The organism is Butyrivibrio sp. YAB3001, from assembly GCF_900112195.1.
In the GTDB taxonomy this organism is placed as follows: Bacteria; Bacillota; Clostridia; order Lachnospirales; family Lachnospiraceae; genus Butyrivibrio.
Genome location: NZ_FOKR01000009.1, coordinates 97,579 through 123,193, shown reverse-complemented (window position 1 = coordinate 123,193; position 25,615 = coordinate 97,579). Strand labels below are relative to the sequence as shown.

The following is a 25,615-nucleotide window of genomic DNA, read 5'->3' as shown; positions in this document are numbered from 1 at the left end:
TATAATTGATGCTTTATCAAGCACCAGCAACTGGCTGTCTTTCGTCCGAAACGTTTAAGACCCTTTAGCTTTGCGTCACCATCTTTCAATGGCTTTGCCCTTTATTTAGTATGAATCTTAACTATATTAAGCTAATTTTACTTTTTTTTAGCTAAGATTATTTTGCCGCGTGAGATAAATATATACCCATCGGATTATTAATACAACCACTTTTTCATAAAATTTTCACAGTTTCCACGTAAAAATGAGCTGAACATCAGTCCAGCTCATTGATTCAAAATTTCATTCCAAGATGTAAAATTTTTCAGGTTTCCATTTTTTTGACGCTATTTCATCACGGTTTTAATCCCTTTAATATCTGTAAAATCTCGTCAGAAGTGGTGATAACTTTGCTGTTTGCCTGGAATCCACGCTGAGTTGTTATCATGTCTGTGAACTCTTTTGCCAGGTCAACATTACTGCCTTCCAAAACGCCTGATGAGATAGTTCCATCTATTGTTGTTATATCATAATACATAGGATCACCCGAATTAGCCGATGCTTTATATAGGTTTGTTCCAACCTTGTCCAGTCCCATAGCATTAGTAAACTGAGCAACTGCTATTTGAGCTAATGTAACCGTCCTTCCGCTAGTATAACTTGCAATAATAGAACCATCGTTTGATATTGAAATTCCAGACATTTCACCATTAGCATATCCTTTGTTTTCGCCATTGATATTTCCCTTTAATGCATTTATGCTACTAACATGACCAGAATTCTGTCCCGCATAATTATGTGTATATGCAAAATCAACCGTAATTGAACCAAGCACTGAAGCATCGCCAGTAAAATCATATTTATATGTATTACCAGTAACAACAGCCTCTTTCAATTCAGAAAAATCAACAACAACAGGTCCTATATCAAGATTTCTATCATCTTTTTTATCGTATTTATCAAATTTAAAAGTATATGAACTTTCCGCAGTATCATTGACAGTAACTAATTGTCCTGTTAGTCCATCAAAATCCAGTGCTACACTTTCATCAAAATCAACTCGTTCACCATCTGGTTTTATTACACCAGTTAATGAGAAATCATAATCTGCATTTTCTTCCTCACTATAATCTGTAGAAAAAATGAGTGTATATGTCTTCCCATCTTTTCCAACTACGTTGTGTCCATATTCAGAATGAACACCTATAGTACCATTTACACTAAATTGTGTCTCAGTTACTTTTCCAGATTCATCTAGTGTTTCTTCATTATCACCATAATACATAGTGGTATATGGAATAATCCCTTCCAATTCGCCATCAGCTGCACCATACTTTAATAATAGTTTATCTGAATTACCTCGTATAGTATTCCCATCCTTATCCATAATTTGCTGTAAAGACAACAAATATGTCGTATCATCATTATCGCCGGCATCTGTCAAATTAAATTTGAGATTATAGACATTACCATCCGCTCCAAACACTTCAAGACTTATAGTCTTTCCATCGGTCAAACCATTATCATATCTATCAATGTTACCTTTAAAAACAGCTTCACTTGTCGCAGTACCAGCTATTGACTTAGTAGCATCTGAAATAAGCGGTACTTCACCACCAACGCCAGTTCCTTCTAAAAAGTTAACATAAAGACCATCTTGAGTAACAAGATATCCATTAGAATCAATCAAAAAGCTACCATCTCTTGTAAAAAACGTGTCTTGATTAGCGGCACCAGCAGCTGCAGACACTACAAAGAACGAATCACCAGTAATCATTAAATCAAATGGATTATTCGTCGTGATTGCCGATCCTTGAGTTGTGATATTGGTATAAATAGAGCCAACTCTTGCACCAAGACCAATCTGGGAGCTGTTAGTTGCTGCCCTGTTGTTACCGGGCGCTCCTGCCGATCTCATTGTCTGATAAAGAATATCTTTAAACCCTGTAGTCTCGGATTTAAACGCTGACGTATTAACATTAGAGATGTTATTACCTATAACATCCATTTCCATCTGATGGGTTGTAAGGCCGGAAACAGCAGACCAAAGTGATCTCAACATAGTACACGTACCTCCAAAAATTTGCGTCTTTTCCCCGTACGTCCGTGTACAAATGTGACCAAATCATTTCCTCACGAAATGCGCATTTTTTGTATGAACAGTAACGTGAATTTCACATTTAGAAAAGAACCATATAACATCTGCACTCTTTTTATCGACATTTTTATTGCAATTATTTAGTGGAAGGCTATTTTTTTCTTTTAACATATGAATATTGATTGTATAATGGTGAAAAGGTGCGGAAAATTCTGACCTTTACGAATACTAAAGATAGGCAGGACTGCAAAAATGGACTTCAATAAAAGTAATAATGATGCACTCAAAGATGAGATAAAATCCATTGTTGATCTTATTCTCGCTGATTATGAAAATGGTCGCGACATTGATCAGATGGATGTATATAACCAGCCTGACAGGGATGCGGTAAAAGATATCGTGGTAAAGCTGCTGCGAATCATTTATCCCGGCTACTCAAGAGACAAAATCTACAAAAGTTATAATGACAACAATCGCATCGCAATTGTCATAGAAGACGTAATTTACAACCTGCAAAAGCAGATTGCAATTGCTTTCCATCACAGTCCCGAATATATTAACGCGACCGATGAAACTTTGGATTGCGGAGCAAGATGCATCACACATGAATTCTTCAAAAAGATTCCCAAGATACGAGAATATGTCAACTCAGACCTGCAGGCCTGCTACGATGGCGACCCTGCCGCATACAGCAAAGGGGAGATAATCCTCTCCTATCCGGGACTTCTTGCTTCTTCAATAAACAGAATCGCGCATGAGCTTTATCTTTTAAAAGTGCCGCTTATCCCTCGTATGATGACCGAGTATGCTCACAGCAGGACCGGAATAGATATCCATCCGGGAGCAACCATTGGAAAATATCTGATGATCGACCACGGCACAGGAATCGTAATCGGTGAAACCTCCATAATCGGCGAACATGTCAAGATTTACCAGGGCGTTACCATCGGTGGTCTCTCTACCCGCGGCGGACAGGCACTTAAGGGTGTCAAAAGACATCCCACAATCGAGAACAATGTTACTATCTACGCAGGAGCTTCCATACTTGGTGGCGAGACAGTCATTGGTGAAGGCTCAGTTATCGGAGCAAATGCTTTCATCACGGAATCTGTTCCACCGGAGAGTAAGATTTCGATGCAGAAATAAATATACACTAATCCCAAGAAAGCGCATTCATAGCAAAGCGATTTTAATCGATAAGAATATTACATGAAACAAAAAATCAGAAATGATCAGTTATCACGCTATCATTTCTGATTTTTTTATTCATGCCAAATTTATATGTATTCTTAAATGATTACAGTTTTCGCACCTTGCAAATTCTCCACAAAACATATCTGTCACTGAACCATTTTCACAGAAAGGGCACATTAAATTCGTATCTCTGTAATTTCACATAAATAATTTATTGTTTAATTAGTAAATTCAGTACCAGCGAAAATATTGTTGACTGCCGCCATGTACTCGCTCTTACTTCTTGATTTGCGAATCGCTTTAATGTATTTTTCACTGTTTTCAAAATGAGGAATAAGAAACGCCCAATGCTCCAGCATTTTAAAGATAACATTTCTTTCCTCGGGGATAAATTCTTCATACCCACGGTATAATCTGTCGAGGTATTCTTTTAATTCACCAGGCTTAAGCTTCTCTCCGCCATTTATTTCTCTTACCAAAGCAGGATTTGCCAAAAGGCCCCTTCCTATCATAACTGAGTCAGGATAGCCATCTGTATAGGCACCATTCTTTTCCTGACTAGCAGTATTATCGCTATCAATACTTAAATCTGTAGTTGAACATTCTTTTCCCTCAGGCTTCTCATTCGAAAAGCGCTTCCAAAAATCTTCCGCACTTGTAATATCGCCATTGTAACAGATTTCAGCCTTGCCGCCGTTTTCTCGGTAAACTTTGACAGCATTCTTATAGGCATCGATTCTTGGCTGCCCGCGATAAAAATCCTCTCTTACTCTCGCATGGATAATAAGCTCTTTTATCGGATATTTGGCATAGACCTTCATGAGTTCCGTTGCCTCTTCTTCATCATAAAAGCCAAGCCTTGTCTTTACAGATATCTGCGATTTTTCATATGAATCAGTCATTTCATCAAAGATGCCCGATAGCATATTATCAAGATGCTCAACATCCAGTAAAAGACCTGCTCCCTTATGCCTGTTTGTCACCGTCGGCGCAGGACATCCCACATTGAGGTTGACCTCATTATATCCAAGTTCCTTCATCTGCTTGGCTGCCCAGACAAACGTATCTGCGCTCCCTGACATGATCTGCGGCACTATCTCCTCTCCGAAGTTTTCAAACCCTCGGGCAAATTCCGGCTGCACATCTCTTTTTTCTCTTTTCTTAAAATGAAATGTGTGTGCAGCAGTAAGAAATGGTGTGTAATATTTGTCAATCTGCTGCCCAAACATCATATGATGAACATTTCGCAAAGGATAAAGTGTAATCCCTTCCATCGGCGCAAAATAAAATTTCATTTTCTATTCCATCCTTATTAAAATGTAAGCGTTTTCATTTTGTATTATAAATATAGTTATACTGATGTGATAATATTCAGCACTAAAGAATTGCTTTGGCAATGCTGATAAATATTCACAGACACACAGGCTTAATGATTTAATATGATATATGTTATTAAAAAATTTTCAGAAGCACGCATTTACTACATTTTTCGTGCAACAAAGAATGTATAGTTTAAAACATAAATCCCACATATTTATTTATCATTTTATTCACAATTGGAGTATAATATATTCTTGTGTAAATGCACAACACAAATTCAAAACTATAGAAATGGGGAAAAACTATGAGTCAGGAAAAAATAGACGCTTACAAAAAAGAAAAAGCAGGTCGTAAAGAAAGAATCGCCAAGCAGAAAAAGAGAAATAAAATCATAAAGATTTCCAGCATAGTCGTTGTTGCTGCCATCGTTATTGCCATTGCCGGTTCAATTGTTTGGAATAAAGTCAGCGCATCAAACTCATCTTCTGATGCTTCCGCTACAGAAGTATCAACAGATGCTACTGATGCAACTGTATCTGAGACAACTGAGGAAGGAACAGCAGACACTTCCGAAGCTTCTGCAGAGAGTTCTTCAGAGGAAACAACTGAAACAGAAACCTCAACTGAGACTACAGAATCAGAGGCTTCCGCTAATTGATTCGATTATTCATGTATAGTGGGCAAATTGACCCTTCCAAGTCAATTGCCATGCAAGTCATTTTAATCATATTCTAACAGAGTCACAGTATATACACGCAAATTTACAAAGATATCTCTCCTATGGTTTATTTTTTCCATAGGAGAGATTTTTTCAGCACTCGAATGCCCAATATATACCATAGCTTTCTTTGTACTGGTTATAGTGAGTTGTAAATACCAGATCCTTAGATACTCCGGTAAGATCAAATTCCATCTGACCTTCTCTCTTTATCAGGTACTTATCGATGTTTTTGATATATTCATCCACTGATTTTTCAGCTGTAACTTTTAAGTGGTCACTTTCAACACTCCTGGATGCCGAAACACTTACAGCAACTCCATGGGAAGTTGTGCTTATTTTGGCAGTTCCGAGCCTTGCCGATAATACAAATGGTCCATATGAAAAAGCATATGTATCCATGCCATCCTGAAGATTCGTGCATGATATAGACATGGGGAATCTGACAACAATTGTAGTTTCTTTCGTTAAAAAATCGTTTGGTATGACAAAAAATCCTTCTTTTTCTTCTGCCTTTTCGTTAGTTCCTTCAATCTTTACATCCGGTTTGCCACAAATCCATTCCGGTTTGCGAAGCCATATATCGTCATTAACTGTTCTTCCTTCATTTGGTGTGATTGTAATTCTTATCTCATCACTTTTTGAAAGATCACAATCCTGTTTTATCGAATAGTCTCCCATCTTGCACTCCGAAGCAAGATACAACGCAATCAGCATTTTTTCTTTTCCCTGATAATATATGCCTCTCTGAAGTTTGGTAAAATTCTCATAACCTGTTCCTGTGCAGCACCAGAAATTGCCATCAAGAGTGTTAAATACCTTGTGGTAGCCTGTTGCCATGGGCTGAAAATATGTAGTAAATCCGGTTTCATGGTTCTGTGAAGCCATGATTGCGTTTATCAGAGTTCTTTCCACATATTCAAGATATTTCTTTTCCCCGGTAGCCTCAAAAAGTCTCTTGGAAAACTTAAGCATGTTGTAGGTATTGCACGTTTCATTGTTGACGTTTGTTCGTTCCTTATCAAGAACATCGTCTTCTCCGAAGTGCTCATCTTCACTGTTGCCACCAGTCACATATGTATGGTGCAGAACAACCATATCCCAGAACGCTTTTGCATATTCCAGGTATTTTGCTTCATTATGATCAACTTCATATCTGGCAAGCGCGCCAATAAACTTCGGAATTGTAGTGTTTGCATGTGTATTATTTAGAACATTTTCTTTTCCCGAAAAAATCTTCTCAAAAAGCGTTTCATCATCAAAACAGTGAGCTGCTTCCTTAAACTCCTCATATGAAGAATCGCAAAGATTACTGTTTTTCTCATTGAGATCTTTGTTTATCTGATAAAGTTCATAGAGGCAATCGTTCATCCCGCCATACTCTATTCCAAGTACAGTTCTGTGCGTCTCTTTATCCCACTTCTTTGTACGGTTTGAAATCCATTTTCCAAGTGAATTTGCAACCTGCAAAGCCTTTTCATTTCCTGCTACTCTAAACGCAGCATTTAATCCCGTCAGAATTTTGTGCATTGTATACCACGGAACCCATGCCTGTGTAAAAATCTCTCCAAGTCCTTTTTCCACGTTATCAAACTGAAGAGCCGGATTTTCCTGAAACTCCTTTGTAGGAAGATTTGCACCAAAAATAAATCCCTCATACTCAGTTCCGACAGTGTAATCCTGACACTCTTTGAGCGCGTCAATCACATATTCAAGCTTTTTTGCAACTTCAGCCTGCATCTCCTGTGAAAGTCCCGGATTTGCCATTGCCTGCGCCATCGCAGTGATATAGTGCCCAAGTGTATGGCCGCCTATCATGCCATCTTCCCACATACCGCCATAACGTTTTTTACCCTTCATCAGCTTTTCTCTGGCATCCGCGTCAAGACCCGCAATAAATCCTGCTGCCTCCCTGAATCCCGCCAGGAGCCTATCCACATCTAGAAGAAGCATGTTCTTCACATCAATCTTGAGTGCCTCATCGTAATAAACATCTGTCACTTTGACGTTTCCATGAGGAACGCTTTTCCATAAACTTTCCATTTCTTTTCACCCCATCTGAATTTCTTAATATTCAAAAACCACTGTACTAGATTATCCCATATTGCAAAGTGGTTAAATAGCTGACTTATCGATAAAGTGTCATTTTTTCCAAACTTAATAATTCCTTATTTCATCGTGCTATAGTGGATTAATTTTTACAATTTGTGTTAATATTTATCCAAATGGTGTTATTTTTTCATTTTTGGTGTTAAAAGGATTGGCAGACAAATGGCTATAAAAAGGACTAACAAATCAAATTATCTTATTTTCCCGGGAAAAAATCCCCTTCATTATTTACGCTCAGGCAAATTTGTGGCGCTCTCCTCAGACTGGAAGCATCTTAAAATGCCGCTTTTATGCGATTATGAGCTTATTGTTGTCACAGAAGGAACTCTTTACCTGGAATATATGGAAATAGATTTCACGGTAAATGCCGGCGAATACCTTATCCTGCCCCCAAGCAAATCCATGCGTGAAGGCTTCAAGAAGTCCTACTGCGCTTTCTATTGGGTTCACTTCACAGCAGATATTGAACCTTTTCCTGCAATTATAGACAGTGACGAATTTCCGGCATATCAGAAACATGGATGTTTTATCATTCCTCAGACTGCGCCTATACCTCGTTTTGAAAAAATAGCCATCGAAATGAAGCAGCTTCAGGATCTTGAAAGGAACAATTATCCGGATATGACATTGGACGTTATGACCACAGCCATTATAGCGATGCTTTATGGTCAATTTACCGCAGAAAACACATTAGAAAAAGACCCTCTCGGCCAGAAACAGATTTACTCTGATATCGCAGATTATATAAAACGCAACATCTCTAAGAATATAAAAATAGGTGAGATTGCAGATACTTTTGGCTATAGCCCCAAATACCTCTCTCACCTTTTCAGCGAAATACACGGAAGTTCACTAAAGCAATTTGTAATTTCTCAAAAAATGGACACCGCCTGCTTTCTCCTTACCGACAGTAACAAGTCAATCACAGAAATAGCAAGCGCTGTCGGCTTTTCAGATGTTCACAACTTCTCCCGAACCTTCAAAGCCACAATAGGATTAACTCCAAGCAACTACAGAAACACCTTTGCAAAAAGGCTTCTTTATCATGTATGAGGTGCATCAAAGGCTATATATCATGAAAGCCAACCAATGATTTTTGTTGATTCTACACACTTTAATATCATTTAGTTTTTATTTGTCTGCATTAGAACCTCATACAAGTCTTTTCCCATCTTATTCTCAAAGTATTCTTTCAGGAAAAGATTTCTGTCCCATTTATCCTGAGGATAGTAACCATGTCTGCTCTTTACATCGTTCATCCTCTGTTCAACAGGCACGATTCCCTCAGGCAGCGCCAGCGCATCACAAAGCTGTATGAGATAATCATAATCATCTAATTTAATTGATGCTAATAGGCTCCTGAGCTCATCCTGCTTTTCCTCTGAGATATCAAATTTTCCTACATAATCTTCAAGTTTGCACAGGTTAAAAGAATGTGTTAACGCAATCCTCGCTGCATCCTTATAGCCTCTTTCCAAAAGAAAATGATACCCATCATAAACATGTGCCAAAAAGCTTACACCAAATCTTCTTCCGATATCATGAAGAAGCCCTAAAACATATGCTTTATCCGGGTTAAGATCATCACACTCCTTGGCTATCATTCTTGCAGCCAATGCCACATTTTCACTATGCCTCTCCCACGGACCGGGATTAAGGCCTGCTGCCTCTTTTAAAAGCTCTTTTGCCACATCTATCGTTGGTACAACATCGTCATACAAACCTAGCAGATATTCGTCTATCTGAGCAACAACTTCTTTTCCCTTAATATCGTCGTAAAAGGCAAGTCTTTCTATCTCTTCCTTATCTGTTCGTGCTTTTTCTATTTCAGGCAATCTATCCTCTGAAACAGTCAGTCCATACAATGCACCATATTCCTCATGCCATTCCTTGCTAAAGTATGACGGCGCCATATTGTAATGCACAAGCCCTATATATTCGAAAGCAACATCCTTAAGGCCTAATTCCTCCTCAGTTTCTCTGACAATGCATTCCCTTAGAGTTTCACCTTCCTCACGACACCCTCCGAATATCTCAAAGCGCCTGCGCCATTTATTAAAGCCAAGAAGATGCCTGCTGCCGCATTTCACCACAACAAGCGCATTAGTTACAGGTGAATATAGTTTAAGTGCGTCTTCCTCCGGAACATCTATAAATTCAAGTATTTCACTTCCATTCTCAAGTTCCTGACCGTTCTGCGATGTTTTTAGAATCATAGAAATCCCCCATTTCGTATTTAGCCCATATACTAATATATTATTATATTAACTGTAAAAGTTATTGTATATTTATTTAACTGTAGTTTTTACTGTTCAGGGCTCCCAATTATTGCACCTATCCTATCACGTATCAATTCATACAATTCTGCACAGCCTTATCGTCTGGCACTTTCCAATACGCAGTCAGCAGATTCCCGCTTTCTTTCTTGATGAACCCCAAGGATTCATAAATAAACAGCTTACAATCGAATAACGATTGCAAACTGCTGTGAATACCGGCTTTATTTATAACTCAAATCTAATATCTTCAATCGCGTACTTCATCGGCACAAATCGAATTCCATGTTTTTCCTGCTCTTCTGAAGTTGCAGTAAAGCCAAGTTTTTCATAGAATCCTACAGCATATGGTGATGCATTAACTGTAATAGTTGAAGCAGAATTATTAGCAGCACTTATCTCATGCAAAACATGCTCAAAGAGAGCTTTACCGATACCCTGGTTGTGATAATCCTTCTGAACAAAAGCCAACATTATTTGCGGTCCTAATATTCAATCGGAGTGACGTGATTCGAATAATCACCTATCTCTGAAACACGCATGGAAAGGAGGTATGCGGCATCCTTTTTTTCTTAGAAACCACTTTAGGAACCACTTAATAAATAACCGCTTTATTTGCAGCCATTTTGAGAACCATTTACGAAATATTATAGCCTTGTATCCTTAATAACATTTTGGATTTACAAGGCAAAATTTATTGATATAATTATGCTATTGGTGCTACCTAAACGGTTGCGGTTAGTCCTCTATCAGGGAGTACAAGCCCTGTTTATATAGAAACCCGCAAGGGAATAACTATAGGAGGAACCTGCCCTATGATAACCATGGAAGGCATGATTTCAGTACTTGCGCTTTGTGCAACGTTCTTTGGTCTTGGCTATTCCATCGGTAGGAATAGCAAGCATTAAAATAACCGCCCGGTCTGCAAACTAAGCGGTTATTTTAATAATCGTCAAATTTCGGACTAACCGTTGCTGTACGGGTAGCACCTTTTTTATACTTACAATATAAGCGTTTGCACGGCTTGTGTCAATGAAAAGAGACAAACGTTTTTTAAAAAAACATTATTTGATAATTTTCTTTCAGATTACTCCTAGCTGGCTTGTGGTTACTTATCAAACCCACCTATGGCTCCATCGTGCAAAGCATACCAGCTCTCCATACGACTTCATCGCTCAAGCAAACCTCAAGTGTTTGCTTATCTATTTACAATATATTGATTTTGCTGGGATTGTGTCAATAAGATGCAAGTTTTTTTACGGAAGTTTTACAATTTCAGAGCGGTATCTGACGAGAGATGGGAAAAGGTGTTTGGATAAACCGCATGGTTACGCTATTTTTAAGAACCACTTAGGAACCACTTATTAAAAAAGTGACGCTCTTTCTCAGAACGTCACTTTTTATTTATATTATTCTATTTCCTCAATATCCAGATAAAATCCTAAAACCTCACCACAATCTGTGCACTTTCCACGAATTGTAACAGTATCACCTATAGTCATATCCATAACTTTATTACGCTGCTCATCTGTCTTTATTGTGCAATGAACACCAAGTATAGCCCATTCATCATCAGACCTTGTCACTGATATATATTTTCCATCACTGTCTATGGTATTCAACCTTCCAGTAATTTCAATGTACTGACCCTTATACTTGTTTTGTGCTTTCATAGCGTTTCCATTAAGGTCGTCCATCATTTCAGACACATCATAATGTGTGTATTCTATAACTTCTTCTTTTGTTTCTTGTGTTGTAGTGTTGGCTGTCTCTGTCTTAGTAGTAGTTGAACTGCTTCCAGAATTAGATGAATTCCCACCACCGCCAATGCTTCCAATTACACCAAGAACAAAAATAACTGCTATAACAATAAACCATGGTCGCTTGTAGATTGGTGGTTTATTTTTTCCACCACAGTTAGGACATACCTTTGCGCTTTTTGCCATCATCTGTCCGCAATGCTTACAAGGTTTAAGATTTGCATTCTGATTATCAGCCATTTTCCACCTCCAAAATATACGTTATTACGAATATATTCTTATTATATTCGTTTTATAGAAGATATTCAACAAACGCAAGATATTTTACCCTTTTTTTAGAGGAATTTAACTAATGATAGATTATGCGCCATTTTGGGAAACGTTAAAGCGTTCTGGCGAAAATTGGTACACGCTTACTAATAAGCACAACTTTTCTCACAGCACGCTTCATAGACTGAAACATAATAAAGATATCTCAACCAGAACCATAAATGACTTATGCTTAGTTCTGCATTGTGATGTCAAAGATATCCTTCGCTTTATCCCCGAAAAAGAGGAAAAAAGCCCCTATCAGTTTAATACTGATTAGAGGCTTTTACTATTACCATAATCCATATGGAATCTGCATCATCCCTTCGTCAACATCATCATTTCTTTTTGAATCAAGATTATCAAACATATGAATACCGCCTTTTTGCTCAGCGAGCCATATTTCTAATCGTTCAACGGCTTCCATGAACGTGCAACCGCTCAGCATTTGCTCAACAAAAATGCTATCTTTATATGGATGTTTGACTTCTCCAAAGTCATAGGCATGGTCTTTATATACAACAAATGATTTATTAGACAAGAGAACCAATTCTCCCGTCTTGCGCTGTCTGATCTTATCTTGATATCTATCCTGTAAATACTGGATTAAGTCTATATCCTTAGCATTATCAATTCTATCTTGTGTTATTCCTTGCCTTGCAAGTGGAATTAGATACCTAAGCAGCCACAAGATGCGTTTCTATTCTGTTACAGAACAGATTAAAGAAGGGATATCAATAGAACGTGTTCAGTACCATCACGGACACAAAAATCTTGATACAAAGCTTGGATATGTCAGAAGAGCTGAAAAAAGCGCAGTAAAGGACAAACGACTTGAAGAAATCTATCGTTAATGTTCAAGAACCACTTAGGAACCACTTCAAAAAAGTTACAAAAAAAACAGCAAGCCCAGTAATATTCTGGATAAGTGGCAAATGCCTGAGCGCATTTCCTGATATCTGTAATGTCCATGATTATCTCCAAAAATAAAGTAAAGCTCTTGTCCAGAGCCAAAAGCTTTACTATCGGCAATCGTTCACGATTATTTTTTAAGCAGGGGAGTGCCCGGTTCAGCCGACGTGAATCCCTCAGCAAGTGAGCCTGCATATCTTTTAATACAATAAATCTATATGATACATTATCACCACAACAAAGTCAACTATTTCTAACTAAATAATACGATAAAGGATACTGTTTTACAAGCAATAACAGCATTCTTCATAGATTTTTAACACATCGATATAACTATCTCTTTCCAATTCTCAGCCCAATTGTCCTTTAAAACGCAAACATGTTTTTTCTATCAACTCCTAGCTGATTAAAGTTACAACTACACCGGATTCTTGCCTTGATTTCAAAAGAGCTATTGCTTTTGATACTTTGTACCTTGTTAGCCTTGGACTCGATATCACAACCTCACTATTTGCCTCCACAAGATCTCTAAAGAATGTTTCCTCATAATTCCTTCTGTCAAATATGGTATTAGCAATTTTAGTTGCAAAGGATTTCCTGCTTCTCTCTGAATATATCCGTATAAAATCTGTTGCAGTATATAACTCTGCTATCTAACCAACTTGTCTGCATATTCGATAAGTTTAAGAAATTCGCTTATATCCTTAGAAAGTGCATCATCCAAGTTCGCCTTAAGCACATCTGGGTATTGTGCATTATAAGCAGGTCTCATCATATCTTCATACGAGGCTATTAAGTTGTTGACAGAATTTTTGTCTGAAAGATCTGTGTTCTTGATGTTGTTACGGATGCTTGCAATAAGATCCTGATTTGTTGCAATCTCTGTGCTTGCATACGCATTAGTTGATTTTCTTACTTCACTTGGCACATTAACCTCAATGCCAAAATATTTTCATGATGCAGGATCATCATTGGTCTTGGTTTTCTTATTTGCCAGCATCCTTTCCTGAGTTCTGATCAGGTTATGATTATAGTCTTTCATAGCCCGGCTAATATCTTTTGCCTGTCTGTTCACTGAAGTAATATTGATTCCTGTCATAATCATCTACCTCCGTGTACATGAACTAAAGACTTCTCTGCTCTCTTATCGACGCAATCCCTCTATCAGATAACAGGAATGTCACCAATAGCATCATTTATGTCATGAATACTTTTATATCTGGCTATCTACGGTACTACCTTTAACATCATTTGAAAGAAGACTAAGCTTATTGAGGATATTTGTTATTTCGGAATTAACAGCATTCTGCGTATCTTCCATAGATGCACTTTCAGAAATAATAGTTCTCTGGGCTTCCTCTACTCCCATACTGTCAGCTTCTGCACGTTCTCTTCTGGCAATGGCTCGTTTGGTATCAGCACTGGTCCTATTACTCTCTGCAGCGTGTTCCTTGATATTCTCTATCATTTCCTGCTGCATAGCTTCTTTTTCCAGCTTCTTTGCTTCTTCCTTCTTCTCTTCTTTCTTCTTTTCGGCAGCCTCTTTGGCCTCTTCCTCGCGCTCTTTCTGCTCTTCATCTACATGCTCAACTGCTTCCTGTGTCAAAAGAGCTATCGACTCGCCATTTGCAGCATCCATAATCTCTTCAGCTGCATCCTGTGCCTTAATCATATCCTGAGACTTAGCGCGTTCCCTCTTCATGTCAGCATACCCCTGGACATTACCTGCCTGCTGCGCTTTAGCCTGATCAATATCGAGAGCATTCTGCTGATTCTTTGCAACATAGTACAGCGCCTGCTGCTGGTACTCGGACATCTGACTCTTTTTCTCATCCGAGAGTCCTTCTTTGGAATGATTTGCTTTAAATGCAAGCTTTGAAAGTTCCTTGCTCTCCTCACCGTCAGGATCAATTCCGTATTGTTCCTGAAGTTCTTTTATCCTGGCATCATTCTCCATCGTATCAGCAGTCTTTTCGTTTATCACATCCTGAAGACGCTTTATCTCGTCCTTTATCCCCTGCATCTGGGCATCCAGCTTCTTCTCGCTGCCAAATGCATCTGACACAACCTTAAGTGCCTGCTTTCTTGCAAGGCCCCGCCTCTGCTGAACAAGGCTTTCACCCTTGAGATTAGCCCCGGATACTGAGGACAGATTACCACTCTTATGAGCGGTTTTTCCCGCACCTGCGGCAGTCCTGACATTATCCTGATTTTGAAAAGGATTTATTTGAACATCCGTGTTATGTTGTATCCTCATAAAGCACCTCCACCTGTGATAAATCTGACACTATCATGTATCATGCATAGTTATGGTTTTCTATTTGTATATCGGCAAAAAATAACTTTTAGTCAAGCCCTGACATCAAAACTACCATTTGGATTCACAACCATTTATCTATCTTTGGGTCAGTTCCACCACCACCTGTAACTGTACAAACGCACATTGTAGTGTATTCCTCTCCAAATTCTATAGATACGGATTTGAGTGTGAATCATAATCTGTATTCCCCACCGGTGAGGATGAATCGCGCGTAACCGTCCAAAACGGTAAATTCAAGCTCCGTTTTTTTGGGCAGCTCGTTGTTTATTAGCGGCAGATATACTTCAGCGGTAGTGTTTTCGGGTATTCTGACACTCATTTCTATTGCCGCGCCAGCGTCTATTTCAAGCACAATAGCTCCGGCAACCGACGGAACGGTACATTTTATATGCTTCAGCCCGCCCAAATATGGCTTTATTTCAAAGCGTCTGTACGCCGTTTCAAGCGGACGGATGCCAGCTATATACTTTGACATCGTAATAAGCGGACCACCCGACCATGCATGATTTAATGTTCCTTCCCTGTTCCAGTATTCCCAGAGCGTGGAGTAGTCAAATTCGACCATTTCCTTATAACGCTTTTTTATGCGGTCTACAGCCTCATTAATATGTCCCATTTTGCACAGCGCATCAAGCACATACTTTTCCATATACGGGCTCGCATTCTCGGTCGTGAGTACTATTTTTAATATATCGCTGTATTTATCCTTATCCGCCAGTCCTGACAGAACGGCAAGCGCGTTTGCCCGGTCATCGGGTGCGCCGTTTTCGGTATTGTCATAGTAATGACCGTCTTTCCAAAACATAAGGTCAAAATTTGCCCTTATGCTTTCAAGGCGCTCATCATACAGCGGAAGGTCAGAGCTGTATCCGAGCAGCTCCGCCATGCTGCGGCAGGCAGTGAGCGCCATATAGTACCATGCATTTTCCATAGGAGCGATATCGGCATTGTCGCCCCAGTCCGGCCAGTCCCAGCTGCCGGTTTTATGTTCTACAAGACCGTTCTTCATAGCATAGCTTAAAAGATAATCTTTTGACATATTGTATGCACGCTCGGGTACTGTTTTATCACCCGTATATTCATAGTAATACCAAAAGCCCCATATTCCCGCGAGGTTTTGCAGAGGCAGCTCAAACTGATCCTTTCCTGACGGAACCACCGTAAGCATATAGCCACTATCCTCCGCCCAGCCCGCCATTGCGTCCACACCCTTCTTGTAGAGCAAAAGAGCCTTTTCGTCAAGGGAGTACATCATCATCTGCATTTCTACATTGACATCTCCCCACCACTGCGCACGTTCTCTGTCGGGGCAGTCCATAAAGTTGTCGCGCATAGTGATATAAAGCGTGCGGAGCGATTTCTGCCATAGCTTGTTTAAAAATTCATCATCACACTCAAAGTTGCCTGCAAATTCCGTGTCATAGCCCGTTTCGCGGTATTTCAGCTCATGCACCGTAACACCTGCGGGAATGCTGTAATACATTTTTTCACCGTTTATCCAGCCTGGCGATTCGTATTCCTGCTCTCCATTTTTTGTATAATAAACTGCCATAACGCTTTGCGTATCGTATAAGGTATCGATATAATTATCAGCCTTGATATCTATTCGTTTCCCCTCAGGTGCTGTGACCTTCAGATACGGAGTTATCTGCGCGTTATACGGCAAACGCATTTCAAGCACAGTGTCCTTTGTGGCAGTAAACCCTGTATAATCGGCGCTGTTTATGTAGTCCTCAATACCGTAGTCCTTAAACTGCGGAATGATACGCTTTCTTAGCTCGCCCCACGCATCCGTGCCAGCGTTACCGACAACATCGGCATTATCCCAATCGCTTGTATCAAACGATGGCATATACCATTCTCCCAAAGCCCTTGATGCGTCATAATATATGTTTGATTCCGGAAGCCTGAAATTCGCCTTGAAGTCATTTTCGTCCGCCACAACATACGCGGGATCCTTCATGATTTTCCACGAGCTGTCCGACGATACGATCATGCCATCAATATCCGCTTCAAACAGCAGTCCGCCCATACCGCTTGAATAGTGAGAAAAGCCTTGCTGACCGAAATGCCACACAAGCACGGCAATCGTATTTTCACCATCACTAAGATGCCTTGTAATATCCACCTCATCATAATATGTAGAGTTCCTTGACGGCCCGCGCTTGATGCCGCCCTCGATTACGACCATTTCACCGTTTATATAGAGCCAATACTTTGAATCGGCAGCTATCTGCGCTATAGCCCTTTCCGGTGCGCCTTCAAGCGTGAATCTCTTTACAAAATCCATCCATGTGTTTTCACCGTTTTTGCCCTGTTTCCATATCCATTTTGCGTTCATCTTTTAATGTCCTCCCAAGTAACATCATACTTCTCCTGTTATCTCTTTAGCAAGTTCCAATAATGCCACGTGTCATGGCTGTTATAAATGTCGGAATCTTTGCTCTCTCATCAAGCTTTTTCAGCTGTCTGACCAAAACAATCCCATGTTTTTTATCACAATTTAAAAAAAAGCAAAAAGCCCTCCGTTTTACCGGAAGACCCTTTACAAAAGACATAGTTTTATGCCTGTGATTTCTTTCTCTATTTGCTGCGGATAAACATAAAATCATTTCTGCGCCATTCGGCGGCACTACTTTTTTGAACATAACAAAATAGCGGTCCGCCAAAAAGGCGAACCGCAAAATCGGTAATTTTCACATCATAATTTTCAAAACATCAGCCGGCTTTGCTCCTTGGTATAACGTAGGGGTCTCCGGTTTCGGGATCGGTGATGATGGAGCTCTCCATGCCGTAGACTTCTTTCATGAGATCGGTTGTGATGATGTCTCTTGGAGTTCCTTCTGCAAGGAGCTGTCCTTTCTTCATAGCGAAGATGTGGTCAGCATATCTGATGGATAGGTTGATGTCGTGGAGGATGGCCACTATTGTGGTCTTCTTTAATTTGTTAAGTTTTGCCAGGCAGTCCAGGATCTCTACCTGATATGCAATGTCGAGGTAGGTGGTTGGCTCATCGAGAAGAAGGATATCTGTGTCCTGCGCAAGGACCAGCGCAATCCATACTCTCTGCCTCTGGCCGCCGGATAGTGAATCCACACTCTTATCTGCAAGCTCCGCTATTCCCATTGCTTCCATAGCGCAGGCAATAGCCTCATAGTCAGCCTTTGACAGCTGCCCGAAAAGATTCTGATAAGGAAATCTTCCTCGCGCAACCAGGTCTGCCACTGTTATGCCCGCAGGGACAATCGGCGACTGGGGAAGAAGCCCAATCTCCTTTGCCAGGTGCTGGGTTGGAAGTTCGTAAATTGATTTTCCGTCAAGAAGAACGTTTCCGCACTTTGGTTTTAAGAGACGTGCAAAGCTCTTTAATAAAGTTGATTTTCCGCAGCCGTTTGGTCCGATCAAAACACTGAACTTTCCGGCAGGGATGGTAATGTTCATATCCTCAAGTATCAGTTTTTCTTCATATCCCGTGCTGATGTTCTTGGCACAGAAATCATGACTAAGTGCAAATCCATCCATTAGATCTTTTCTCCCTTTCTGTTCAGGTTTAGCAGTAACAAAAGAAGATACGGTGCCCCTAAAAGTCCTGTTATAACACCAACAGGGTACTTCGTCTCAAAAACGTTCTTGCTGACAAGTTCTGATGCAAAAACAAGTATCGTTCCCACAAGGCCTGCAACAGCCATGGCATTTTTGCCGTTCCTGGTGCATTTCTGGGCAATCGGCCCTGATAAGAATGCAACCGATGCGATCGGGCCTGTGGCAGCTGTCGCTGTTGCACTAAGCACAAGCGCGCAGACCATACAGCATACTCTTACTGCTGTCATCGGTACTCCGAGTGTCGTTGCATATTCGTCACCAAGCTGCATCATACGAAGGTATCTGTTACATATAAGAAGCAGTCCGCTGCAAATAACAGTCACTGTCACAATTACCGGAACATCACTCATCTGCACAAGATTAAGACTTCCGCGAAGCCATCTGAGCGCAGTTCCTACATCATACTCTGAGCCCACCAGCAGCATCCATGATATCAGTGCATTCAAAACCGCCTGCATTCCGATTCCTATGAGGATCATCCTGCTTGAGAATGCATGTCCTTTTCCTGATAAAAGAAATATCAGTGTAGTTATGATAAGTCCTGCTGCCACGGCAAAAAAGGAAGCAGCCGCACCGGATATTCCAAGGATCAAAATGCAGAAAACAGCTGCCGCAGAGGATTCTGCCGTAACTCCTATAATATCCGGAGAAGCAAGAGGATTTCTTAACAGATTTTGAAAAGTAAATCCTGAAATGCCAAAAGCAAATCCCGCAAAACCGCCTACCAGCATTCTTGGAAGCCTCAAGGTTTTTATGGTATATGCAGCTCCTTTTGTTTCATTACTAAACAGGTATCCAAACACCTCTTTTAACGAATAATCAGTATTGCCAAGAGTCATCATAAACACTGAAAGGATGCCGATGATGACAACAAGAGCCACGATGCAAAAGGCGTTCTGAACGTCATGCTTTTTATATATTTTTCTTAAATCATTATCTATTGAATTTGTCATATACCTTTTGCCTTTGTCTTCCAAACGATCCAGATAAATACCGGAGCGCCGACTATTGCAGTAATAATTCCAACCTCAAGCTCCCCGGGTCTTCCCAGTATTCTTCCAAGTACATCGGAAAAGGTTAAAAGACCTGCTCCTCCGATCATGGACATTGGAATTATTATTCTCAGATCATTGTCAAAAAGCTGCCTGCAAACATGTGGAAGCATAAGTCCCACAAAGCCGATAGGTCCTGCAAGAGCAGTAACTGACGCGCATAAAAGCACTCCTGCAAACGCAGTAAACAGCCTTATCTGTCCAACCTTTACCCCAAGGGATACAGCCATCTCATCTCCAAGAGCCAGTGCATTTAAAGGGGATGCGCAAAGAAGTGCACACCCTGCACCGACAACAAAAAACGGAATAAGCAGCCTTACATCATCCCAGGTAGCTCCGCTTATGCTGCCCACCTGCCAGAATCTGAACTCCTTCATGACCTGTGAATCAGGAAGCATAATGGTGTTTACCAGCGCTCCAAGAGCTGTTGATACCGCAGCTCCCGCCAGGGCAAGTTTTATCGAGTTTGCACCGCCATAGCCCACTGATGCAATCCCGTATACAAAAAGAGCTGTAAGCAGCGCTCCTGTAAAAGAAAGTCCGATAAGCTTTATTCCGGAGGAAATATTAAGATATGCTATCCCGATCACCACAAGAAGCGAAGCCCCGGTGTTGACTCCCAGGATACTTGGGTCAGCAATAGGATTCCTGGTGATAGCCTGCATCAGTGCTCCCGATACCCCAAGCGCAGCACCGGCCAGAAGCCCAAAAACTGTTCTGGGTATTCTGGCTGAGATAACTGCTGAAATGAAGTCATCTGTAAGTGCCCCTGTAAAAAAGCCCGTCACATCCGAAAAAGGAATGCTCTTGCTGCCATAGGATATTTAGAGAAAAACTCCCAAAAGCACGAAGGCGATCTCCACCACCAGCCCTGTTATTAACTTGTAATTACTGAATTTTTTCTGCTGCATCATTAAGCGCTTTCAAATAGTCATCAATTGCATAAGGAATGGAAAGAACTGTTGGTGTGCTGGCTGCTGCAAGAACATCATTTGAATCGAGAAGCACAAATGCTCCGTTCTTCACAGCCGGAATGTTTGCAAATCTTCCGTCGGCCTGCATTGCATCTACAAGTGACTCTGTTCCGTAAGTGATGATGATATCTACATCAGTCAAAAGATCTGCATTCTCAGCACTTACTGTGATTGAGAAATCCTGATCACTTGTGATAAGGCTCTTTACGCTGTCAGGTGTTACAAATCCAAGGTCTGAAAGGAAGGCAGCTCTTGGATCATTGCTTGTGTAAATGTAGAAGGTTCCAAGGTCATCCTCTGAAAGCCAGAAGAAAGCAACTCTCTTGCCTTCGAGCTCGGGATACTGAGAAAGTTTATCAGCAATGAGCTTCTCTGTATCTTCAACCAGTTCTCTGCCCTCTTTCTCCATGCCAAGTGCAATGGCATCATTTACTGTCTCTTCCTGCCAGGTTGTGGACCATGCAATCTCAGGGTAAGCAACAACAGGTGCTATCTCTGATAATCTGTCATACTCTTCCTGACTAAGTCCTGAATAAGCTGCAAGGATCACATCAGGAGCACAATCTGAAATTGCCTCATAATCCCATCCGTCTGTATCATCAAATACATTCGGCTTTACGCCTGCATCCTCAAAAGCCTTGGCAGTCCATGCAAGAAGTCCATTCTCATCTCTTGGTCCAAAATTGGCCTCTGAAATTCCAACCGGCATAACTCCAAGAGCAAGAGGTACATCGGGGTTGCCCCACGCAATTGCCACAACATTCTCAGGCTTTGACTCAATAACAGTCTCGCCAAGGCCGTGTGTGATAGTGAGCGGGAAAACATCCTCAGATGCTGAAATCTCGTCTGTAGAAGCATCCTCTGTTGCCTTACCCTCAGCTGTCTCTGATTTTACCTCTGTTTCTGAATTTACTTCTGTCTCTGTATTAACTGAATTTGAGGCAGTCTGTGTCTCATTTGAAGCTCCGCAAGCCACTACTGATAAACCCATAACTGCTGCCATAATTGTAGATAATAATTTCTTCTTCATGAATAAGCTCCTCTCTTGTTAGCATTTGCTAACGCCCATCCATATTCTCATAAATTACGATTGTTGTCAACATAATCTTGCACAATTTTTATATCTTTTATTATATGGAACAAAGAGTCGCTCGCGACTCTTTCGCGCACGAGCGGATTGCGTAAGCAATACTTTCATTTCCGCGAGTTGCGCATCCATAGCGGAGCGTTTTTGATCGTATAGGGATTTGCGGAGCAATTTCCTATACGATCAAAAAACTCCCGGCAGCTGCCGGGAGTCTTCCTCAAGAATTATTATCTTGTACAAATTATGCGTTTTCCTTTACAGAACGGGTGAAGGCACCGATTATAAGAACAAGCGCTCCCACAATGAAACCTGCAAATGCAACTACTGTTACGCTAAATACCTGCCAGCCTACAGTATTAACTGAGTCGTAGCTGAAAAGTCCTGCGATGAGAAGGATTCTCTCTGAAAGGATTTTTCCAAAGGCTGTAGTGAAAAGAGCTATCGCTCCCAAAACTGAAATAGTGCCAAGAATATCATGGTTTCCAAACTTATTTGGAAGTACTACCGCAAGAACTGCCAAAACAATTCCGCTACATCCAAGTGCTATAACTGTTCCAAGATTGCCAAGTGCATAGGTAACTGTCATATTGCTGCAGATAGCAGCTGCAACAATTCCGACAACGCCGAGTACTGCTGCAATTATATTAAAGTAAGCTCCAACGCTCTGCTTTTTCATAAAGTCTGCCATTATTACGCCTCCTTCTCTTTTCTCTTTGAAAGAATATACAATACAGCAAAGATAGCTGTAAGAGCAGCGCAAACTCCAATTGCTGTTCTATATGCTGTTCTCCACCATGTGTTAAGCTTAACTACATGAGTTGTTGCATTGTATCTGTTCATAAGGTTACTGGATGCGATTGCATAAAGTACATTATGTGCAGACTCTTTTACCGCCTGCTGAGCATTTGCATCACCTGCAAATACTGTGGCACTGATAGCTGCGCCGTCAGCCTGGTTTGCAAATCTAGGGCTGTCAAGAGTTGTATCTGTATAGAAGCCTGACATACCTCTTGTATCGTAGCAGGTTGCACCTGAAGTAAGAACTGATGTGTAGAGATCAAAGTCATCATAGATATCAGTTACTGCATATCCTGTGAAGCCCCACTCCTTCTTGAGGATTTCTGTCATAAGTCCTGTACTTACTGTACACTCAACAGGTCCGATCTTTGAGAAGGATACCATAAGGCCTCTCATACCTGCGTCATAAGAATCTGTGTCATACTTTGTTGCTTCGAATGCGATCTGGTATGCTCTAAGCTCAACTTCACGGGCTCTCTGCTCTGTCATGAAAGGAGCAACGCCTGCTCTGTTAGTCTCCTGGTCGTTGAACGCATAGTGCTTAGGTGCTGCGATAAGACCATAGTTAAGTGCTCCGATTGCAAATTCCATTGCTGTATATCCTGAAAGGATAGGATCCTCAGAATAGTACTCACCGTTACGTCCGTTGTATGCATGACGGTGTGTGTTAAGTCCAGGGCCCCAAAGGATCGGGATACCTGTAAAGAGTGACTCGATTCCGATGAACTCACCAAGAGCATAGGAAAGTTCAGGGTTAAATGCAGCTGCTGTAAGAGGGCTGCTGCCGAATACTTCAGGGTGCCAGTTTCCGTTTGGATCATCGCTCTTGATGTTCCATGGAGCCTCAGTGTCTTTTGACGCATTGAGGTTAACCGCAATACCGTTTCCGGCATTCTCTGTCATGTAAGTTTCAACAGTTCCGATTGATGATGCTCCGGGAATACTTGGGCCACCAAAAGTTGCAATATACTGAGCCTCTTCAAGAGTCATCTTATCAAGGAGCTCATTCCACTTCTCATCGTCAAAGGATGCGCCTGCCATCTCATAGAACATGAGGTCAGAGTTAACGCCCCACTTGATGTCTGATGTATCATCATCTGTCTTAAGTGTATAGTACTTACCGTTTAAGTAATCGATAAGTCCCTGGTCTGTAAGAGTCATATCGCTGTAAGTCTTAGGATATGTCTTATCCCAGTCAGCACGGCTAAGGTATGTAACCTCACCGTCCTGGAAATAGTTCCAGTCAGCATAATCAAGCTGGTTAGAGATCTTGTCTCCTGTCTTTGAATAAGCAAAGGCAGTTCTTGAAATGACGTCCTCTGTGATCTCTGTCTGGAATGCATATGCAGGATTAGCTTCGCCCACAAGGCTTGCTGTATCTACATTCTGAAGAGCCATGATGTTGTTGAGGGCATCATGTGCACCGTTACCGAATGCAAAATAGTATGTTCCGGGATCAAGGATATATGTTCCCTTTGTTCCGTCTCCGTTGTCAAAAGAGCTGTCGTAAGTTGCAATGTACTGAAGATCAGCCTTTACAGAAACAGTCTCTGACTCGCCGGGCTGAAGAGTTTTTGTCTTGCCATAGTTAAGAAGGACAATTGCACTCTTTTCAATTCCACCCTGCTCATAAGGAGCCTGTCCGTAGATTTGAACGCTCTTTTTACCTGCTACCTTACCTGTATTTGTGACCTTTACATTGAAGGTTGCAGTAGCTGTTGTAACATCGCCTTCCTTGGAAACCTCGATTACAGGCTCTCCGTCGAACTCCATATCAAATGTAGTGTATGAGAGACCGTAGCCAAAGCCGTACGCTACTTCATCATCGTAGTTCCAGTTGCCCTTTGAAGCATAGGTTCCTGCCTTTGATGCAGCATTGCCCTGTCCAAGAACAGCATCATAATATCTGGTCTCGTAATATCTGTATCCAACATAGATGCCTTCAGCCTCAATGATGTAGTTGCTGCTGTTTTCTCTTGTGATAACATCAGCTGCATTCTTGTAAGAGAAGTTACCCATGTTCTGCATAGCAGGTGCTGAAAGGTTATATGTAGGGAAAATATCTGCAAGTCCGCCTGAAGGGCTTACCTTTCCGCTAAGGATATCTGCAACACCGAGCATTCCATATGAGCCGGGTGCACCGATCCAGAGGATCGCATCAATATCCGCATCGCCCTTAAGATCTCCGATCTCTACTGCAGAAGCGCTGTTAACAAGAACGATAACCTTGTCACTGCACTCTTTTGCAAGAGCGATCATATCTTTTTCATTTGTTGTAAGTGCAAGAGGCTCCTCTGCTCCAAGGCCTGAAACAATTCCGCCCGGAAGATAGTCTTCACTCTCTGCGCTTGGTCTTCCGATAACAACGATAGCTGCATCGCCATACTTTGCAAAGCTGTCCTTGTAAGAAGAATTTACTGACTCGATCTCTTTTACAGATGGCTCACCCGGATCATACTCCTCGGAAGGGCCTGCATTTTCTGTGTGAAGATAAGTCTCGTTAAGCTTTGTATAGATTGATGTCATAGTAGGATTTACTTTGAAGCCTGCACCGTCAAACTCAAACTCGTCTCCTGACCATCCATCAGTTGTATATCCTCTCTCAACCTGGCCTGTTGCCCAGTTCTGTGAAAGAGAAGTTGTGATATGATTTGCAAAATCTGTAACGTTATTTTGAAGTGCTTCATCAAGATTAATAAATCCTCCGCAAGCCTTAACACCAAAGCTTGATCCAAGGATTGGCACCTGAGAGCGGATTCCGAATAATGAAACGTTAGATCCGCTTGCGAGTGGAAGTACTCCGTTGTTCTTTAAAAGAACTGATCCCTCTGCCGCCTGCTGTCTGTTAAGATCGATGGCTGCCTGAATGAGTGCATGAGAATTGCCCGTCCCATCCTCATTAAGCAGGTTTGCCGGTGGTGCAAACTTGTCATACACGGCATCCTTGTCATCTGTTACCATCATTTCACTCTGTGTTCCAAGGGCAGTGTCAATAGTAGATGCAAATGACTCCAATGTGTTTCCCGCAATAACGGAAACAGACAAAAGAAATGTCGTCACAGCGGCCATGCCCCTGAAAAGTCCTGTCTTTTTCAATGTTTTTTCC

General features: G+C 41.1%; 23 protein-coding genes and 1 riboswitch. Of the genes, 5 read left to right on the top strand and 18 right to left on the bottom strand.

The annotated features are described in order from the left end of the window. Positions 1–22: 22 nt before the first annotated feature. A riboswitch (cyclic di-GMP riboswitch) is annotated at positions 23–109 on the bottom strand. Positions 110–334: 225 nt separating this feature from the next. Beyond that, positions 335–2,041: a flagellar hook protein FlgE gene (locus tag BM086_RS11130; RefSeq protein WP_092326414.1), complete on the bottom strand. Its 1,707-nt coding sequence runs from the start codon at positions 2,039–2,041 to the stop codon at positions 335–337. 288 nt (positions 2,042–2,329) lie between these two features. Here BM086_RS11130 and epsC point away from each other — a divergent pair, with 288 nt between their 5' ends. Then, positions 2,330–3,223: a serine O-acetyltransferase EpsC gene (epsC, locus tag BM086_RS11125; protein ID WP_092326411.1), complete on the top strand. Its 894-nt coding sequence runs from the start codon at positions 2,330–2,332 to the stop codon at positions 3,221–3,223. Between the two features lie 266 nt (positions 3,224–3,489). On the opposite strand, the gene BM086_RS11120 is transcribed toward epsC, so the two are convergent. Continuing rightward, positions 3,490–4,566, bottom strand: a complete 1,077-nt coding sequence (locus tag BM086_RS11120) for a tRNA dihydrouridine synthase (protein WP_092326408.1) — start codon at positions 4,564–4,566, stop codon at positions 3,490–3,492. A gap of 329 nt (positions 4,567–4,895) precedes the next feature. On the opposite strand from BM086_RS11120, the gene BM086_RS11115 reads away from it, so the two are divergent. Then, on the top strand, positions 4,896–5,249 hold the full coding sequence (locus BM086_RS11115; RefSeq protein WP_092326405.1) for a hypothetical protein: 354 nt from the start codon (positions 4,896–4,898) through the stop codon (positions 5,247–5,249). 153 nt (positions 5,250–5,402) lie between these two features. Here the strand turns inward: BM086_RS11115 and BM086_RS11110 are convergent, their stop codons facing one another. Next, positions 5,403–7,352, bottom strand: a complete 1,950-nt coding sequence (locus tag BM086_RS11110; RefSeq protein WP_092326401.1) for a beta-L-arabinofuranosidase domain-containing protein — start codon at positions 7,350–7,352, stop codon at positions 5,403–5,405. 345 nt (positions 7,353–7,697) lie between these two features. Here BM086_RS11110 and BM086_RS11105 point away from each other — a divergent pair, with 345 nt between their 5' ends. After that, a complete protein-coding gene (locus BM086_RS11105) occupies positions 7,698–8,471 on the top strand; it encodes an AraC family transcriptional regulator (protein WP_175560227.1) in 774 nt (257 codons plus the stop codon). 71 nt (positions 8,472–8,542) lie between these two features. Here BM086_RS11105 and BM086_RS11100 read toward each other — a convergent pair whose 3' ends face one another. The 3 genes from BM086_RS11100 to BM086_RS11090 form a co-directional block, all read right to left on the bottom strand. Next, positions 8,543–9,634: an HD domain-containing protein gene (locus tag BM086_RS11100; RefSeq protein WP_092326395.1), complete on the bottom strand. Its 1,092-nt coding sequence runs from the start codon at positions 9,632–9,634 to the stop codon at positions 8,543–8,545. A gap of 288 nt (positions 9,635–9,922) precedes the next feature. Next, positions 9,923–10,168 carry a GNAT family N-acetyltransferase gene (locus BM086_RS11095; protein ID WP_092326392.1) on the bottom strand — a complete coding sequence of 82 codons (246 nt, stop codon included), beginning with the start codon at positions 10,166–10,168 and terminating at the stop codon, positions 9,923–9,925. A 935-nt stretch (positions 10,169–11,103) separates the two neighbouring features. Then, positions 11,104–11,694 carry an OB-fold protein gene (locus tag BM086_RS11090; protein WP_092326390.1) on the bottom strand — a complete coding sequence of 197 codons (591 nt, stop codon included), beginning with the start codon at positions 11,692–11,694 and terminating at the stop codon, positions 11,104–11,106. A 112-nt stretch (positions 11,695–11,806) separates the two neighbouring features. On the opposite strand from BM086_RS11090, the gene BM086_RS21935 reads away from it, so the two are divergent. Then, positions 11,807–12,043 (top strand): helix-turn-helix domain-containing protein, encoded by a 237-nt coding sequence (locus tag BM086_RS21935; protein WP_092326387.1) that lies wholly within the window; start codon positions 11,807–11,809, stop codon positions 12,041–12,043. 12 nt (positions 12,044–12,055) lie between these two features. Here BM086_RS21935 and BM086_RS20530 read toward each other — a convergent pair whose 3' ends face one another. After that, complete coding sequence (locus BM086_RS20530) at positions 12,056–12,304, bottom strand: hypothetical protein (protein WP_141107736.1); 249 nt, start codon at positions 12,302–12,304, stop codon at positions 12,056–12,058. Between the two features lie 151 nt (positions 12,305–12,455). On the opposite strand from BM086_RS20530, the gene BM086_RS20950 reads away from it, so the two are divergent. After that, positions 12,456–12,617, top strand: coding sequence for a hypothetical protein (locus BM086_RS20950; protein WP_175560226.1), 162 nt, complete (start codon positions 12,456–12,458; stop codon positions 12,615–12,617). Between the two features lie 707 nt (positions 12,618–13,324). On the opposite strand, the gene BM086_RS11075 is transcribed toward BM086_RS20950, so the two are convergent. From BM086_RS11075 to BM086_RS11030, 11 genes are all read right to left on the bottom strand, one after another. After that, positions 13,325–13,603, bottom strand: coding sequence for a hypothetical protein (locus tag BM086_RS11075; protein WP_092326381.1), 279 nt, complete (start codon positions 13,601–13,603; stop codon positions 13,325–13,327). Positions 13,604–13,627: 24 nt separating this feature from the next. After that, positions 13,628–13,774: a hypothetical protein gene (locus BM086_RS20945; protein ID WP_175560225.1), complete on the bottom strand. Its 147-nt coding sequence runs from the start codon at positions 13,772–13,774 to the stop codon at positions 13,628–13,630. A gap of 114 nt (positions 13,775–13,888) precedes the next feature. After that, the gene (locus tag BM086_RS11070) at positions 13,889–14,932 is read right to left on the bottom strand and encodes a hypothetical protein (protein ID WP_092326377.1); all 1,044 of its coding nucleotides are present in this window, start codon (positions 14,930–14,932) and stop codon (positions 13,889–13,891) included. Positions 14,933–15,167: 235 nt separating this feature from the next. Beyond that, positions 15,168–17,336: an alpha-L-rhamnosidase-related protein gene (locus BM086_RS11065; protein WP_092326374.1), complete on the bottom strand. Its 2,169-nt coding sequence runs from the start codon at positions 17,334–17,336 to the stop codon at positions 15,168–15,170. 46 nt (positions 17,337–17,382) lie between these two features. Further along, complete coding sequence (locus BM086_RS20940; RefSeq protein WP_092326372.1) at positions 17,383–17,643, bottom strand: hypothetical protein; 261 nt, start codon at positions 17,641–17,643, stop codon at positions 17,383–17,385. A gap of 70 nt (positions 17,644–17,713) precedes the next feature. Next, positions 17,714–18,517, bottom strand: coding sequence for an ABC transporter ATP-binding protein (locus BM086_RS11055; protein WP_092326369.1), 804 nt, complete (start codon positions 18,515–18,517; stop codon positions 17,714–17,716). Beyond that, complete coding sequence (locus BM086_RS11050) at positions 18,517–19,551, bottom strand: FecCD family ABC transporter permease (RefSeq protein WP_092326367.1); 1,035 nt, start codon at positions 19,549–19,551, stop codon at positions 18,517–18,519. The genes BM086_RS11055 and BM086_RS11050 overlap by 1 nt, the downstream gene beginning before the upstream one ends. After that, the gene (locus BM086_RS11045) at positions 19,548–20,438 is read right to left on the bottom strand and encodes a FecCD family ABC transporter permease (RefSeq protein ID WP_334292757.1); all 891 of its coding nucleotides are present in this window, start codon (positions 20,436–20,438) and stop codon (positions 19,548–19,550) included. The genes BM086_RS11050 and BM086_RS11045 overlap by 4 nt, the downstream gene beginning before the upstream one ends. 100 nt (positions 20,439–20,538) lie before the next feature. After that, entirely contained in the window at positions 20,539–21,654 is a 1,116-nt protein-coding gene (locus tag BM086_RS11040) for an iron-siderophore ABC transporter substrate-binding protein (RefSeq protein ID WP_092326364.1), read from the bottom strand. Positions 21,655–21,952: 298 nt separating this feature from the next. After that, the gene (locus tag BM086_RS11035) at positions 21,953–22,399 is read right to left on the bottom strand and encodes a hypothetical protein (protein ID WP_092326361.1); all 447 of its coding nucleotides are present in this window, start codon (positions 22,397–22,399) and stop codon (positions 21,953–21,955) included. 2 nt (positions 22,400–22,401) lie between these two features. Then, the gene (locus BM086_RS11030) at positions 22,402–25,605 is read right to left on the bottom strand and encodes a glycoside hydrolase family 3 C-terminal domain-containing protein (protein WP_092326359.1); all 3,204 of its coding nucleotides are present in this window, start codon (positions 25,603–25,605) and stop codon (positions 22,402–22,404) included. Positions 25,606–25,615 lie beyond the last annotated feature (10 nt).

Bases quoted from the DNA above. Each gene is read 5' to 3' on its own strand.
- BM086_RS11130 (WP_092326414.1), bottom strand. From the start codon at position 2,041: ATGTTGAGATCACTTTGGTCTGCTGTTTCCGGCCTTACAACCCATCAG.
- epsC (WP_092326411.1), top strand. From the start codon at position 2,330: ATGGACTTCAATAAAAGTAATAATGATGCACTCAAAGATGAGATAAAA.
- BM086_RS11120 (WP_092326408.1), bottom strand. From the start codon at position 4,566: ATGAAATTTTATTTTGCGCCGATGGAAGGGATTACACTTTATCCTTTG.
- BM086_RS11115 (WP_092326405.1), top strand. From the start codon at position 4,896: ATGAGTCAGGAAAAAATAGACGCTTACAAAAAAGAAAAAGCAGGTCGT.
- BM086_RS11110 (WP_092326401.1), bottom strand. From the start codon at position 7,352: ATGGAAAGTTTATGGAAAAGCGTTCCTCATGGAAACGTCAAAGTGACA.
- BM086_RS11105 (WP_175560227.1), top strand. From the start codon at position 7,698: ATGCCGCTTTTATGCGATTATGAGCTTATTGTTGTCACAGAAGGAACT.
- BM086_RS11100 (WP_092326395.1), bottom strand. From the start codon at position 9,634: ATGATTCTAAAAACATCGCAGAACGGTCAGGAACTTGAGAATGGAAGT.
- BM086_RS11095 (WP_092326392.1), bottom strand. From the start codon at position 10,168: ATGTTGGCTTTTGTTCAGAAGGATTATCACAACCAGGGTATCGGTAAA.
- BM086_RS11090 (WP_092326390.1), bottom strand. From the start codon at position 11,694: ATGGCTGATAATCAGAATGCAAATCTTAAACCTTGTAAGCATTGCGGA.
- BM086_RS21935 (WP_092326387.1), top strand. From the start codon at position 11,807: ATGATAGATTATGCGCCATTTTGGGAAACGTTAAAGCGTTCTGGCGAA.
- BM086_RS20950 (WP_175560226.1), top strand. From the start codon at position 12,456: ATGCGTTTCTATTCTGTTACAGAACAGATTAAAGAAGGGATATCAATA.
- BM086_RS20945 (WP_175560225.1), bottom strand. From the start codon at position 13,774: ATGACAGGAATCAATATTACTTCAGTGAACAGACAGGCAAAAGATATT.
- BM086_RS11070 (WP_092326377.1), bottom strand. From the start codon at position 14,932: ATGAGGATACAACATAACACGGATGTTCAAATAAATCCTTTTCAAAAT.
- BM086_RS11065 (WP_092326374.1), bottom strand. From the start codon at position 17,336: ATGAACGCAAAATGGATATGGAAACAGGGCAAAAACGGTGAAAACACA.
- BM086_RS20940 (WP_092326372.1), bottom strand. From the start codon at position 17,643: ATGTTCAAAAAAGTAGTGCCGCCGAATGGCGCAGAAATGATTTTATGT.
- BM086_RS11055 (WP_092326369.1), bottom strand. From the start codon at position 18,517: ATGGATGGATTTGCACTTAGTCATGATTTCTGTGCCAAGAACATCAGC.
- BM086_RS11050 (WP_092326367.1), bottom strand. From the start codon at position 19,551: ATGACAAATTCAATAGATAATGATTTAAGAAAAATATATAAAAAGCAT.
- BM086_RS11040 (WP_092326364.1), bottom strand. From the start codon at position 21,654: ATGAAGAAGAAATTATTATCTACAATTATGGCAGCAGTTATGGGTTTA.
- BM086_RS11035 (WP_092326361.1), bottom strand. From the start codon at position 22,399: ATGGCAGACTTTATGAAAAAGCAGAGCGTTGGAGCTTACTTTAATATA.